At 40.3% G+C, this 17264-nt stretch carries 1 protein-coding gene; it reads left to right on the forward strand.

Annotated features, from left to right (window positions below; all coding sequences use genetic code 11):
• Positions 1 to 195: 195 nt before the first annotated feature.
• Complete coding sequence (locus BTN98_RS13045; RefSeq protein ID WP_105030022.1) at positions 196 to 17214, forward strand: GEVED domain-containing protein; 17019 nt, start codon at positions 196 to 198, stop codon at positions 17212 to 17214.
• Positions 17215 to 17264 lie beyond the last annotated feature (50 nt).

The raw sequence follows: 17264 nt of genomic DNA on the forward strand, positions 1-17264 counted from the left end.
TGTTGTTAAAATACCAAGTCAAAATTGTATATTATTTGTGGCATGAAACCTGCTAAATAAAAATATACAGATATTAATATGATTTCAGTCGACGCGTTTTATAGTGAATTTTATTTTTGTTAATTTTATAACGATAGCGTCTATATTTTACTGTTTCTCTTTGTACTGATAATTACTTTATTAAGGAATCTCATTATGTTGAGTTCTCTTTACTCAAAATGTTTGGACATATTATCAAAAATGAGTTTGGCAGGCCGACTTATTTATCTTATTTCTATACAAGGAATAAGATTATTATCAGTATTGAAGAAAATAGGGATAGATCTATTTTATTGTGTAGGTAAAAAAATACACTCATGTAGAAAAATATTTAAATCATTTATCTCTTTAGGATTTATTTCTATTGTATCTTTATTTAGTTCAGAGGTATTAGCAACGAAAGATTTTGGTGATGCACCTGATGATTACAAAACAATAATATCAAGTGGTGGCCCTAATCATGTCGCAAGTAGTAATCTATTTATCGGTGATGTCGCGCCTGATATTGAAAGTGACGGTCAGCCAAATAGTGATGCAACTGGAGATGATGCTAATGGTGATGACGAGGAGTCTTTTACATCACATATTGTATCGTATGAAGACGGTGACACTACGTATTCTACCGACGTTAAAGTAACTAATTTATCGGGTGTGACTGCAAACTTATATGGCTGGATTGATTTAAACCAAAATCAACAATTTGAAACGAATGAATTTGCAAGTGTTACCGTACCTAGTGGTACAAATGGCAGTAATGTTACTTTGGTATGGAATGATTTATCTGAAATACAAGATGGGCTAACGTTTGCTCGTTTTCGCCTCACAACAGATGACTTAGTCAGTGGTAGTTCACTAACAGGGCTTGGTCATATTGGTCATGATAGTTATGGGTTATTCACTAACAGCGATGAAACTCGTGTTTATGCAATAGCACATCATCGAAATGCACATGAGCCAGCGGTTTTTTGTTATGACATCATAACGGGTGCACTGTGTCCCGGTTATGATAATGGCGCTGGTAATCCAAATGGCAAACATTTAGATACAGGGGCTTATTCAAATACCAGAACACCTCATCAAGGTAATCATATTGCTGTAAATAATAAAATCTATATTCCGACAGAGTATGGGATGTCGTGCTGGAATATGGATACCGATAATTCGTGTGGTTTTGTTTCATTCATGGGTGCATTTGGTAATGGCAAAACCGATAATGCCAATAATTGTGGTAGTACAGACCATACTTGCCGTTCAATGCCAGGGCTTGTCGGTAATAAAATGTATGTGATGGATGACTCAACAAAAATTGAGTGTGTCACAACCATGATGGCCGATTGTTCTGGTTATCCTATTGATATTACAGGTGTTGTTGGGCTTGGTGTTACAGGTGCAGATACTAGAACTGAAGTGATTGGTGATCGTGTTTATTTTGCATATTCACGTAATGCTGGTCAGCGTTTTGTTATGTGTTGGGATACAACAAATAATGAGATGTGTAGTGATTTTAATAACCAACAACCTATTCTACTGTTAATACAAGAAGATGATGCAGAAAGAGATAATTTCTTCGTCTCGTATGACTCATCATCAAACCCTGTTGCTGTATGTGGTGGTGATGCTTCTATCGATCCGGTTATTTGTGTTGATATAACCACAGGACAAATTAATAATGGGTTATTGAACGGTATTAATTTTAATACTAATGGTGTTTACTTCCAAGAAGTCGCAGCACTTAATAGCTCAGGTCAAATGGTAACCTATTTTGCTGGTTTAGATAATGCCATTTCTTATAACTGGGCAACTGGAACACAAACCACTTATACCAATTTAAATGATCCTGGTCGTCAGTTTCATGCTGCACACGATGCAGGTGATGGCTGTATTCGATACACTATGGAAGGTGGTGTTAAAGAGCTTGATGTATCACAAGGTATGCCAAGTGCCGGTGTTTCTGAGTTTGGTTGTCGCTCGTACAGTAGCAGTAATTTTGCCGCAGCTGCAAGTAATGGTGAGATTGAAGATCATCAAGTTACGATTGAGAAATATATAGCACCAATATCGCCACCAGGTGTGGCAAGTGGTGATTTTGATAAAGATGGTGTACCAGACAGCCGTGATTTAGATGATGACAACGATGGTATTTTAGATATTGATGAAGGTTGTAGTATTGTCCATAACGAGAACTTTGAGCGTTTTGCAGATGCCTTTAATGAAATTCCAAGCCTACAAGCCGCTATTGATACAACGACAGTAGAAGCGACAGGATTTGAATCTACGGGTCAATATACTTTAGAGCCAGCTTTAGTGGTGCCATTTTTAGGTGGCGGTACAACACCAACAAACTCACAGGGTCAACAAGTGGGTAGTTACCTTGCAGGATCTGGTTGTTCTGAAACAACCACTCTTTGGGATGATGGTAATGGTAATGTCTATCTAATTTTTGGTACGCATGATTATCAAGGTGGTAGTGTGCCATCTACTGATGTGTGTGAAGCTAATGATCCTAAACAAGCGGGTTATATCTATAAGCCTGTAAATAAACTTCCGGTACAACCCAATACTAATTATGTATTTAGTGTTGATGTAAAAATTAATACTAATAACCTTCAGGGCCATCCATCTAATACTGTGCCGAATGTTGAACCTGAAATTCATTTTTATGTCGATGGTGTCTCTGTCGCGCAATATATTCCAGATCGTTCAGCATCTATAACAACAGCGGAATATAAAACTTTTACTTTTACATGGAATAGTGGCAATAAAACATCTATTGATTGGGGTATCTATAATCGTACGATAGAAAGTTCAGGTAATGACTTCTCAATTGATAATGTGTTATTTCAATCGCAAACTGCAGTTTCAATCACTAATTGCTTAGATATAGATGCTGATGATGATGGTATTCCAGATAATATTGAAGCGCAAACCACAGAAGGTTATATATTTCCATCAAATGATGATGCAGCAACGTATAATACCAATGATGGCGTTAATAGTAGTTATATTAATACTAATAATGGTGGCCCAGGATTGATCCCAGTTAATACTGATGCTACGTCAAGTATTGCTATTCGTGTTGATACAACCCCTGATTATATTGATACCGATTCTGATGGTGATGGTGTATTAGATATCGCCGAAAATGGCCCTGATAATATTCACCCTGGCAGTGGTGCTAATACCGATACTGATGGTGATGGTTTATGGGATATATTTGATGCGACAGACAGCAGTGGCGCAAGTGCATGGCATCCCGATGATGAATTAACAACTGCGTCTATTGCTCAACGGGTGAATTCGTTTGGTGATGTTGATGGTGATGTAAATGGTTTTGAGCCCTTATCTCAAGATTTAGATTTCAGAGATGGTGATGAGCCAAGTCAACAACCAGTCTATGACTTTGGTGATGCGCCAGATGGCTTAGATGGCGAAGAAAGTTATAAAACATTAGCGGTAAGTAATGGTCCGCGTCATTTGCCTTCGACACAGTTATATATGGGTCCAAATCCAACAGATATTGAATCAGATGCTTTAATTACTTTACTCGCTGACGGTGATGATAATACAGACACAGATGATGAAGGTGCGTTGTCTGGTTATTATCCAAATAAGATGATTAATGTTGGTAATGCTAACGGTGCTCATTGGATACGTTTTAACCCATTAACAAATGAGACTGGTCAAGATGCATTTTTTTATGCATGGGTTGATTGGAATAAAAACGGTATTTTTGAAGTAGATGAAGGTTTAGCTGCTTCGAATTCAGGAACCGTCGGTGAGGCATTATTCTATGCCACTTGGAATGAAATTATGGATACCCGTATCACTGTGCCAAGTGATTTTGATAACGGGTATTACTTTATGCGAATTCGCTTGTCGGCAACGCAAATTGATTTACAAGGCGCAATGGGTACGGATGAAGATCCTCGTTCATTAGGTGTTGTAGAACAAATAGGTGCAGTTGAAGATCATCGCGTGTATTTTGGTCGTTTTGATATGGGAGATTTGCGAGATACAGTGGATGGAACATCATCAACAACGTCAACGGTTGATCATCGTACACATATACGTGATAACGGACCTGCTCATTTCCCAAGTGCCGATTTATTTATTGGTACTAACCCTACTGATCCTGATCCTTACAATACATCAACATATAACACCACTTATACATCGTCATATGCGAATAAGGATGATAACACTGGTACACCAACAGCAATACGTGATGATGAAGATGCATTACCAGCGCCGCAAGTGACAGTGAATGAAACAGATAATTTAGTGACCTTTGATATTCCTGTATCAAATAATACAGGCGCAGATGCTTATCTATATGCATGGCTAGATGCCGATCATAATGGCCAATTAGATGTTGGTGAGCTAACTTCAGTTGGCAGTATTGCTGATGATGGTGCGATAGTTATTCCAGATAATGGTGGTTCAGCGACAAATTACAGTGTCACTTGGGATAATATTACGAGTTGGCCATTAGTAAATCAGCATTATGGTATTCGTCTGCGTCTGTCTGAAGAAAAACTCACATTATCGGGGGCTAGTAGCAGTGATGAAGATCCTCGTGCACTTGGTGTGCAATTAACCCAAGGTGAAATAGAAGACTACTCTATTCGTGTGGTCGCAAGTGGAGGAACGGGAGGCGGTTCAACTGAATCAGATTTTGACCGTGATGGCGTACCTGATTCCATTGATATTGATGATGATAATGATGGTATTCTAGATGTTGATGAGTTGGGTTTTGATCCTAATTACCTCTACCGTGATTATTTTGATGCAGCCAACCTAAATGATCCGAATGAATGTCCATTAGTAAAACATACAGGCGATGGTTTCTATTATGCGCCATCTCATGTTGGTGGTGTTAGTGATAGTAACCCATCGGGTAACGCACTAGCCTGTGCAGGTCAGAATGGTATGGGTAGTAATACCGGTAACCAAGTGAATAATACGTGGCAAGGATATGGTGGTAGTTGTTCTAGTGGCCGTTATTATGCGTTTTTAACTTTGTGTAATGAGTTTGATACAGTGGGGCGTTGTGCAGGGGAAGGTTTGAATTCAATGTCCTTTAATGACGAATTTTATCGTGTTAAATCTGAATATATGCCTTCTACAACTCTGCTAGCAGGCGTTACCTACCGTTTACGCGTGTTAATGTCGCAAAGCACAATGACAAAAACACAAGGCGTTATTAATAACCAGATCATTAACCCTAATGAGACTATCGTTGGCGGTGAACATTATTATACTTTTGATTACACACCATCATCGGATGAGACTCTAACAACGATTGCGGTACGTAATAATTTTGTTGCCAGTGGAAGTAATAACAGTGGCCAAGGTAATGATTTTGCCATCTGTGGTGTTGAATTATTAACCAAAGATTTAGATATTACTCAAGAAGGGCATCATCGAGATATTGATGCAGATGACGATGGTATTCCAGATAATATCGAAGCACAAACGTCTGATGATTACATTCTTCCTAATGTAAATAGCTTTGCACAATACATAGCTAATGATGGCTTAAACACGGCTTATCTTACAACAAATAGTACCGGAGGATTAGGCCTCACTCCTGTTAACACTGACCAAAGTGCAGTAACAGATAGCGATACTATTCCGGATTATATTGATTTAGATTCAGATGCAGATGGCACTTCAGATGTCGCCGAAAATGGCCCAAATCACCCCGATTCAATTACCAGCACAACCGACACTGATGGTGATGGTTTATTAGATATCTTTGATGCTAATAATGACTTAGCCATTAATGGTTCTTCACCTGGTCAATGGTCGCCTACTGATGAAGTTACTGCTAATACTGTTACCCATCTAAAAACTATCTTTGGTGATACTGATAATGATGCAGTTGATGGCGCAGTAGTGCCGCTTCAACTTGATCTTGATTATCGAGATTACGCCCCTTCAAGTGCACCTCCTACTGGTACAATTTCAGTTAATGGTACTATTTTTGAAGACATAACCGGTGATGGTATTTTTTATGATGGTGATGTGGTCTTTAATGATAATACGGGTGATCAACGTGGTCTATCAAATGTGATAGTAACGATATACTTTGATGATGGCGATAACTTGCCAAATAGTGGCGATACGTTGGTCAGTACAGTGACAACAGACGCAAATGGTGATTATGAATTTACAGGTCTCGGAACGGGTGTTTATTGGGTTGCCCCTGATGCACCAACTGTCTCAAGCAATGGTAGTACTGGACTAGTTGCAGAGCAGACATTTGGTATGGCATCTCAATTCCAGATACCTCAAACATGGGGAATACAATCATACTGTGCTGATGGTAGCGGCGGTAGTATATTATCTTCTGATACTACTCATTTTAACGATGCCTGCTACGGGGGTAAATCAGCAACGGCTGCAGATGATAAAACTGATGCTGGAACGCGAGAACACGTTACTGGTTTCTTACTTAATTCGCAAATACAAGCACTTGGGAATTTAAGTTTTGGGTTTAGCTTTAATGTTGTTGTCAATACAGAAAGTAGTGGCATCGGTTCTTATGAACAGTTCTTACAAAATGCGAATGCTTACAGTGGTCCAAATGTTATGCGTTTTGTGCCAGCTGTTTCGCCTAACCGCGCAACGTGGTGGGAAACATCAACGACGGATACGACATCTTTTACTGCATTAACAGACAGTAATACCACGATTGACGGTAAAGCCTATGATTACAAGGACGGTAACGCAGATAGGAATGAAGATCCATCGTTATTAGGTCCAGTGACATCTGTGGGCGCAGACTGGAACACGAGAACAATTTCTCAAGTTGAGACACCAGATCTTGCTATTAACCACCTTCGTAATAACAGCTGTGGCCGTAGTTTTTACGCTCAAGTAAACGCTGAATCTATTAGTTGGAGTGGCTGTGCTGCAATAGAAACTACTTCAAATGCACATAATATTACGGTACAGAATATGGGCGTATATTCAGATGATAGTGATGGCACTGTATCTGGCCCAGCGTTCTTCGCTCGAGATGCAATCCAAAACTTTGACTTTAATAATAATGTTATTGGCGTTCTACCTACTGGTGTAGAACCTGCAAATCAATTATACCGTGGCGTGATCATTAATAATGGTAATAATTGGAGTGGTGAAATTGATTACGACGGCTCTGGTGAAATAGACAGTAACTACTTTGCTAATACTTGGGATACTGCCATTATTATTTGGTATATCACTGGCCCACTAGATCCTCGTGATAAGTTTGTTATTTCTGATAATTATATTATTGACGTTGATGGTTCTGGTATCGTGCTTGATCGCGGTACGAACGCCACCACCATCAAAGGTAACTATATTGATAATGCTAAATTTGCAGGTATCGATAATGCATCTGGTGCGTCTTATCTTGATATTTTACAAAATACGGTTACCAATACCCAAGGGTTCTTTGATAAATCAAATACGGCTTATGATAATGCCCATGTATCAGAATGGTACCCTCACTCAGGTATTAGTTTAGGTTATGGGTCAAGTATTGTTGCCGAATATAATAAGGTTATAAATGGCGCTGCGGGTGTTAATGGTATCGATTATGCGCCAGGTTTAGGTCGTGGTATTAAAATAAGCAAAAACCAATTTGGTAATAACGGTGGTATTGCTATCGATATTGGTGAAGAGGATGGTATAGATACCAACCCTCATCAGGGAGATAGCCGACGTTGTTATTTATCAACCTATCATGGTTCACCTACAGTTACGGGGCCAGCGTTACCATTAATTGAAAAAGCAGAATTGAGTGGTAATAGCTTAACCGTTGAAGGTCAGCATTGTAATGGTGCATTTGTTAGCGAAAATAGCTTTGAAATCCAATTTTATATCGTCAGTGGTGATGCAACCGATACCAGTACTTCTTCAACAACAGCAAGCCCAGTTGGTGGTTGGAGTTTCATGCTTAATATTGGTAATGAAATAACAGGCTTAACCTACGGTGAGGGTGTTACTTATCTTGGTAGTCTAACGCAACAAACTAATGGTACTTTCAGCGGCACAATTAACGTTAGTGGCTTATCTGTTGGTGATACGATTGGTGCGATTAGCTTCTCTGATCATGCAGCAGGAACTGGTGCTGTACCGGGTCAAACATCAGAGTTCTCTGCAAACTTCATTGTGGTTGCTGGCGATCTTGATTTCGGTGATGCGCCTGATGATGGTTCAAGTAATAATGGTACTGGAAATTATCATACTCTTGTGGCTAACAATGGTCCTGCTCATATTGTCTCAACAGATCTGTTTATTGGAACTAATGCTACCGATGTTGATAGTGATGGTCAGCCAACAGCGACAGCAGATGGCGATGATATTAATGGAACAAATAATGACGAAGATAGCTTAAGTGCTCTGACGCATGGTTATGGTGAAACTTTCTTCCAGAAATCACTCAAAGTAACCAATACAACGGGTGCTGATGCTTATCTTTATGCATGGGTTGACTGGAACCAAAATGGGTTATTTGAAGAGAGTGAGCATTTAACAAATGGTGATACTAATGGCGCAATATTAGTTGCAAATAATACTAATGGCGACCTGTTCGATATTATCTGGGATAGTCATTCAGGATTTAATGCGGATACTACTCTATATATGCGGATACGTATTAGTGCAGAAGAACTTACAGCTAGTGGGACTTCGCTAGGTGTTGCTGATGCTCGTTCATTATCAAGTCGAGGTTTGGGTGAGGTAGAGGATCATCAGATTAATATTATTAGTTCACCAACAGCAGATAGTGATTTTGGTGATGCATTTGATGATGGTTCTGATGCTACATTCCATACATTAGCAGCGAGTGGGGGCGCGCGGCATAAATTGACGACATCAGCAGCAGATACAAGTGGTGATGCAACACCACCATTTACAGATGATGAATTGTTAGACATGCTGTCACCATCTGTAAACGGTAATCGTTGGGTGTATTGGGATTATCCAGCGAATGTTAACCATAATGGTGGTAGTCAAAATGATGTATTAGTGATTAAAAATAATATGTCACAAAATGGCTTAGGTTATTCTGGTGGTGATGGGCACGACCGACTGATTCTTGGTAAACCAGCTTCTTATTATACAGTGGTTTCACAAGGAACTAATGCATGGCGGGTTACATGGCCAGATAACCGTTTTATTAATTTAAATAATGTTGAAGAAATTATTTATAACGGTATTCCTGATAGTACGTCGCAAGAAGATGAAGATTTAAGTGATGATTTTATCTATCTAGGATCAATAAGACCAGACATGGAAGTCGGATCTTATCAAAGTGCAAATGCAGATCTTGATGATATTAATGATAGTTCTGGTGGTTCCTCGTCCGTAGATGATGAAGATGCCTTTAATAGTAGTACGACAATTTTAGATACAAATACATCATTTACTCTTGATGTACCTTGTAATGATCATACCGGCTCTCAAGATAAAGGGGCAACAGTCTTTGGTTGGATTGATTTTAATAATAACTTCATGTTTGAGACTACGGAATATGCAGAAGCAGCTTGTTCAGATAGTGATGCTGTTAATAATGGTAATGCAGTTCTAACATGGAATGGCTTGAGTAACCTGCAAGCCGGTGATCGCTTTATGCGTCTACGTATAACAACTGATGCGCTACCTGCAGATAATAACGGTACTGCGTGGGATGAACGTAGTGCAGGTACGGTATCTAATGGTGAAGTTGAAGATCATCAAGTAACGATTGCTGATTGTGTTACTACCTTATCGACAGGCTTTAGTGATTACGTTAGCCCTGCCGAATCTCAATCTGCTGGTCGTCCGGCGAAAGAGGTCTATCGTTCATTTGGTGTTGAAATTTATGAATCACATAACTCAAGTAACTATCCATTCCGTGAAAATGCATTAATTAATACTGATGGTGGCCAACCAGGTATTTTCTGGGTCGGTGATCGGGTACTTTCAATTGATTTAGTCAATACCGATGGCAGTAAGCGTACTGCGAATGCGGTGGGTATTGTGCCTGATCAAGCTGGAGATGGTCAAACCCGGCTGACGTTAGTGGCTTTTGATATTAACAATAATCAAATTGGCATTAAAGAAATCACCGAAGCAAATACGCACAATAACAGTAATATTAATCCGCCAATTATATTAACTACCGCAGATACGAGTGGCGTACCGATTCATCGTGTTGCTTATTACAATGATCGTAGCTCAGCGTCAGTTATCGGTGTTATTGGTGCATTGATTGAAGAATGTATCGTATCTAGTATTGATTACGGTGATGCACCTGATGCAAATACGAGTTCTGATAGTCAAGGTAATTACAGCACGATTAACGGCCCTACTCATGTGATTCCATCAACAGGCTCAACCGTATATCTAGGTCTACTGGCACCAGATGGCGATGATGGTGCTTTTGGTAGCGGTGCTGATACTGCAACACATCAAGCAACCATTAAAGTAACCACCGCGCCAGCAAGCAGTGGTAGTGGTAATCGTTTCTTTTTTGATGGTATTGAAGCCCCTGATTTATCTCTTGCTGCTGGTACTTATCGCTTTGATGTCAGTGCGGTACCTGCCTCACATGTATTGAAATTCTCAACTATAGCTGACGGCACCTGGAATAGCGGCAGTGCTTATACAACGGGAGTGACTGAAAATACAGGTTATATCGATGTTGTGGTTGATGGTAGTACGGCAGATAACTTGTACTATTACTGTCAAAACCATGCCGATATGGGTGGGGATGCAGCTATTACGGTGAATAGTAATTTGGCACTATTTGCTAGCGGTGATGATATTACCGGTAGTGATGATGAAGACGGTGCGAACGTATTACATCATGGTCTGCGTTTAGGCAATAATAGTTATACGCTACCTGTGGATGTAACAGTAAATAGCGGTACGGCACATGTCTATGGTTGGATTGATTGGAACCAAGATGGTGTGTTTGCAACCAGTGAATTGCAGCAAACAACAGCGACTTCAACCTCAACCGTTGATCTTAACTTTACGGTACCTGCTGGTGTGGTCATGGGTGTGGCTGCTGCTCGTATTCGTGTATTTACGTCAATGCCTGCAGCAGGTACTAATGATGCACTAGGCAATGATAGCCGTGCAACGAGTGTCAATATTGCTGATGGTGAAGTTGAAGATTATGCGCTGGTGATGTTAGATGCATTAACTATTACAGGTTATGTCTTTAACGATAACGGTGGTTCAACAGGCACATCTATTAATACCGTAAAAGACGGTGATGAACTTGGCATGGGTGGCGTTTATGTCACGCTTTACAATAAAACAGATGGTATATGTACGTCAGTGCTAACCAGTGATGGCACTACCGACGCTAATAGTGATGGTAATATTGATAATGATGATATTGGTTATTACACCTTTACTGGTGAGTTAAATAAAGACTATGCCTTGTATGAGACTGATGGTATTACACCACCGCTTGATTGTAGTGCTGGGCCACCGAGCTCAGGTACTATCGATCCTGCAACCGGTATATCAATTGGTCGTGATATTAGCGATCCGCCAAACTATATTTCGGTTAATCCTAATGTTCATGAAGTTGGTATACTGACCGCTAGCGTAAATCATGACTTTGCAGATAAGCAATACACGGATGAATACCCAACCTGTGATACTAATGCTTATTTAGCGAAGAATACGCCATCTGAGTTGTATCAAGTTAATTTGGTGACAGCTATTGAAGTGGAATTAGGTACTGCGTCGTCGAAAACCTATAACGCAATTGGTTATAGTATCGCGCAAAACTTAATTTGGGGTGTTTATAAAAATAGTGGCTCAACCAATTCGGATGTGGTTGCGATTAACCTTCTAAATCAAGAAGTAATGCGATTTAATATACCAGAAATGAACGGTATTTCGTTTGCTTCGGGTGATGTGACAGACGACGATATTTTGGTCGTTATCTCTGATGCTGCAACGGGTCGTCGAATGTACTTTATTGATGTTAATGTTAACTCGGCGACATATGGACAATACTTAGGCCGCTCGGCACCACTGAATGTTGCCCTTGGTGATTTTGCCATTCATCCATTGAACACTAATATTGGTTGGGGTGTTGACTCTGATAAGAAGCTTTATCGTATTGATTTTGTAGCAGATAGATCAAATTCTACCTATACCGCATCAGCAACAAATGTCGGTCAAACGAATATAGTTCCATCCAGTGGTGCTGTGGGTGCCTTCTATTTTGATAATTTAGGCTTTGCATATGCCTCAGTGAATGCTGATGGCAGCTTATGGCGCTTTGACTTATCTAACTTAAGTGCACCTGCCGTTGATTTAATTCAAGCAATTAAGAGTGGAAATGGGGTAGCCGCATCAGGCAATGATGGCGCGCGTTGTCGTTATGCGCCAGTACCAACTGATTATGGTGATGCACCAACAACATTAGGTTACGCGACAGAGCTTGCTGATATGGGACCTCGTCACCAAACAGACACTGGATTGCCATTTATCGGCGCAATCGGACCTGATAATGAAAATGATGGTCAACCAACGGCGACTGCTGATGGTGATGATGCCAATGGCCTTGTTCCTGATGATGAAGACGGTTTTACCCAGCCACAAATCAATGGCTTCCTTGTCGAAGATGACGTGGTATCACTGACGGTTCCTGTCGTGACATCGGGTAATGATAATCTTCATGGTTGGATTGACTTTGATGGTGATGGTTCATTTGATGCCGACGAATACGCGACAGCTGTATTCACTGCTGATGGTGATGTACAACTCGACTTTACTGTACCGGCTGATGTGCAACCGATAAATAGCTTTGTTCGATTACGTACTTGTTCAAGTAGCTTTAGCTGTAATACGCCAACAGGCAGTGTTGAAGATGGTGAGGTCGAAGATCATGCTATTAGCTTAATGCCTGTCGGTGATCTTGAGCTCTCCCTCACCCTAGAGCCAAGTGTTAACGTAACCATTGGTATTCCATTTAACGTTGTTATAAGTGTTGAGAATAAGGGAACAACGGTTGCTGCAAATACTAAAGTAACCCTACCAATACCGGCAGGATACAGTTTTGTTAAAGCCTATGCTGGTGATGGTGTAACCGAAATTACCACCTATGATCCGCTAACAGGTGAACTTGATTTAGGCACGATTGGACTTGGGTTTAATGACTACGCGATTATTCGTCTTGCACCACAAGATATGTCAGCGTTAAGCATTGATGCTGAAATTATTACTACCGATATTATTGATATTGATTCAATCCCTAATAACGGCTTTGGTAATGATGAGGATGATACTGATGTAGTAACACCTATTATTTCAAATATCATTCAGCCTGGTACGTGTGATGCACCGGTAGTATTTGAAGGTGGCGATGCTTATCAATCAGCAAATGGTGAGTACATTGTTACTGAAAGCCAAGTTAACCAACGAGGTTATTTATGGAGTTATGGTTTCATTGATTTAAACCAACCACTTTATGCGGAGCTTGCTGTTTATCTTGGCGATCGTACTTGTAATACGGGTTGTCCAAATGGTATTGAGTCAGGGGCTGATGGTATGACATTTGTTCTCTCTGCCGATTCACGTGATTTAAATGCATTTGGTGCATTTGGTGGTGGTTTGGGTGTCAGTGATTTCTCTGGTGCAACGCCTGTATCACCGTCCATTGTGTTTGAGTTTGATACTTTTGATAATACCTATATCGGTGCAACGGATGATGCGGTAGGTGGGCAATATATCGATCATACAGGTGTGTATTTAAACGGTGATGTTTATACACCAAGCGCTGCGAATACTCTTATTTCTGCCACTTCAGTGAATGGTGGTGAGCTTGAAGATGGTCGTTATCATATTGCTCAGTTTGAGTGGGATCCTAGTACTAATACCTTTATTTACTATATGGACGGTATCGTTATTGGCCAATTTACGCGAGATATTCGTGCTGACATTGGAACGACAATGGTTCGGTTCGGATTTACAGGTAGTACAGGAGATGGTTATAACCTGCAAAAAGGTTGTTTCACTCATGCGCCAAATGTATTGGGTTCAGATTTAGGTGATGCGCCTGATACCACAGTAGGCACCAGCCCTAATAACTACACCACAATTTATGAAAATGATGGGGCGATGCATGTTCAAGCGGATACCGATGACAATGGAGATATAGATCTTCGTCTAGGTGCTAAGTGGGATGCCGATCTCGGTGATTTACAAGACATTGGTGCACTAGCAGATGATAACAATAACTTCGATGATGAAGACGGTATTAATGCATTGTTATCAGCCACGAAAGGTGAGGATTTTGAACTTGAAATCATGGTACTTGAAGATGCTGCTCGTACAACAACGGGTCAACAACTTCATGCATGGTTAGATTTCAATCTTGATGGTGATTGGGATGATGCTAATGAGAAAATTGTCATTGAACCAAGTGCTGCGATTGGTAGTAACACCTTTACCATTCCAATTCCAAGTGACGCAACAGTCGGTTATAGCTACTTACGCGTACGTTTATGTAGTGGTAATGATTGTGCTTCACCAACAGGTATGTCGCTAGATGGTGAAGTTGAGGATTATCGTATTCTGATATCTGACTTAGTCGGCAATAGTACCTGTGACTTGATTGTTCAAACTCAGAAACCTATTGCTGCGACGGATTATAATTTTAATGCGATTGATGTGACCAGTAATCCAATTTCTTTCACTGATATTGTGAGTCCTATTGTTATTACTAATCAGCCAAATATTAACAATATTAACGCGATTGGCTTTAATCGAACGAGTGGCCTTATTTACGGTACCTTTACCGATATGTCACAAACAGATCGCATCCATCACTTATTTGTGACAGATAAAACAGGTACTAGCTTTATTGATTTAGGACCAATTACTGCCGCAGGTAATGCCACGATACGTCGGTTAACTGATGGAGAAAGCTTTGACTTTGTTGAAGGAGATAGCTTGCGTCATTCAGGTTATAGCTCAACTGCAACCGTATTAAGCTCACCAACAATGGGTGACGTCACAATAGACGGTAACACTCTAGTTGTATGGCGTACAACATGGGACTCATTAGTGAAAATTGACCTTAATAGTCAAACCTTTACTGTGGTGAATATTGATATTGCGGCAATGGGTGGTTCGTTAACAGGCGGTGCAATTGAAGTCGGGGCTGATTTAGCGATTAGTCCACAAACAGGCTTAGGTTACATGGTTGATCTAGTTGGTGGTAATCTCTATAGCGTTGATTTAACTTCTGGTGCGATTGTGCAGCAAGATTTAGTTTACTTCGGCAGCGAGCCAACGTTAGATGTTAACAATAAGCTTCAAGCTGGTGGGTTGATTATTGATAATGCATTAAGTCTTTATGCTATCACCAATGGCGGTAATCATGATACCAACCAAAGTGGTGCGATTGACCTTGATAAGCGTTCGGTTATTTACCGTATTAACTTACCATTAGCTGAAATTGAATTTGTGACAGCAACAGATGCAGAATCACTCCAAGGTAATGATGCAGCAGGTTGTTATGATGCTGTTGACTATGGTGATGCAGATGCAAACTACGGTATTGCAAGCCACGCATACTTTGATGCCGCTCTTGATGGTAGTGCTGATTTAATGCTTGGTAGCCGTTGGGATCCTGAGTTCAGCCAGTGGAGTAGTGTGGATGCTTCGGGTGATGATGTTCATGGCCAAGATGATGAAGATCTTAATATTCCAGCTCAAATCGTAGTCGAAACACCAACGAACCTTCCGATTAGTGTTGTAGGTAATGGCTTTATTAGTATCTGGGTTGACCTCAATAATAACGAGGACTTCAATGATGCTAATGAGCAACTGGTTAATGATCAAGCCGTAACTACTGGTAATAACAGTATTCCTATTACGCTTGATGCGACCAGCGCTGCAGGCTTTAACGGCAATACAGTAATGAGAATTCGTTTATGTTCAACCGCAAGTAGTTGTAATTCGCCTGATGGAGCTGCGACTGATGGTGAAGTAGAAGACCATTGGTTTGAATTATTGAACCGTATTCTTCTTAGTGGGTTCGTTTTTGAAGATAATGGTGTTGGTGGTGCAACCGCAGCTCATGATGGTGTTATCGATGGCGATGAGATTGGTCTTGGTAACTTTACCGTTAATGTAACATTCAATGATGCAGGAGTTGCTGGTGTTAATAGTGGTGATGTGATTGCAACAGAAATTACATCGGGCGATGGTTCATATCAATTTGAAATCGGCGTTGATTTTGCGAATAAGAACTTATTGCTTAATGTGATTAAACAAGCTAATTGGATTAATATTAGTGAGTCTGATGTATCAGCAGTACCACAAGTGACAAGCAGTAATGTTATTGATAGTGAAATGACGGTTAATGCTAACGCTGGCGATAATATTACTGAACTGAACTTTGGTAAAGTGAAAGAACCACGTATGGAGCCTGATAACTTCACTGAAGCTGAACCGGGTAAGCCTGTTATGTTTGAGCATAAGTTTACAGCTGCGACATCTGGTACTGTCGACTTCTCTATTATTAATGTGAATGTTGAACCCGCAAATGATGGTTGGAGCTCTGTGCTTTATCTCGATGATAACTGTAATGGCAACGTTGATGGGGCTGATGCAAGTATAACTGCACCAGTATCTGTCACTGGTAATACCGCTATTTGCTTAATTAGTAAGGTATTTGTGCCAGCTGATGCTTCTCTTAATGCCCAGTATAATTACGAAATTGAAGCGAATATGGTGTTTGAGGATTCAACTGGTACAGGGCATGGCGTCACACGTTTAGTGGTTGATAGCGACACTGTTCGCGCCACATATACAGGGGCAGGGGAGCTAAAACTTGAGAAAACAGTACAAAATATAACTCAAGGTTCTGCTGCAAGTGTTAGTAACACCGGTAAGCCGGGTGATGTCTTGGAGTATGTAATTACTTATAGCAATGTGGGTAGTGGACCAATTAAAGAAATCACAGTCTTTGATACTACGCCAGCCTTTAGTTCATTGAATACTGCTGTTGATTGTAGCGGTGTACCAGCATCATTAGCTTGTGCGGTATCAACACCTGACGGTACCAATGGTCTTGGTTATCAAGGTGAAGTGAAGTGGACGCTGACCAATGAATTACAACCAGGAGAAAGTGGTACTGTTAAATATCAAATAATTATCGAGTAATAAATATTATTATTTTGCAACGCAGGTTTGCGTAACGCATTTCACTCAAT

Source organism: Photobacterium aquimaris (genome assembly GCF_002954455.1).
GTDB classification, from domain to species: Bacteria; Pseudomonadota; Gammaproteobacteria; order Enterobacterales; family Vibrionaceae; genus Photobacterium; species Photobacterium aquimaris.

What these genes read in the sequence shown, in the direction of transcription:
- BTN98_RS13045 (WP_105030022.1), top strand. Translation starts at nt 196, where the DNA reads ATGTTGAGTTCTCTTTACTCAAAATGTTTGGACATATTATCAAAAATG.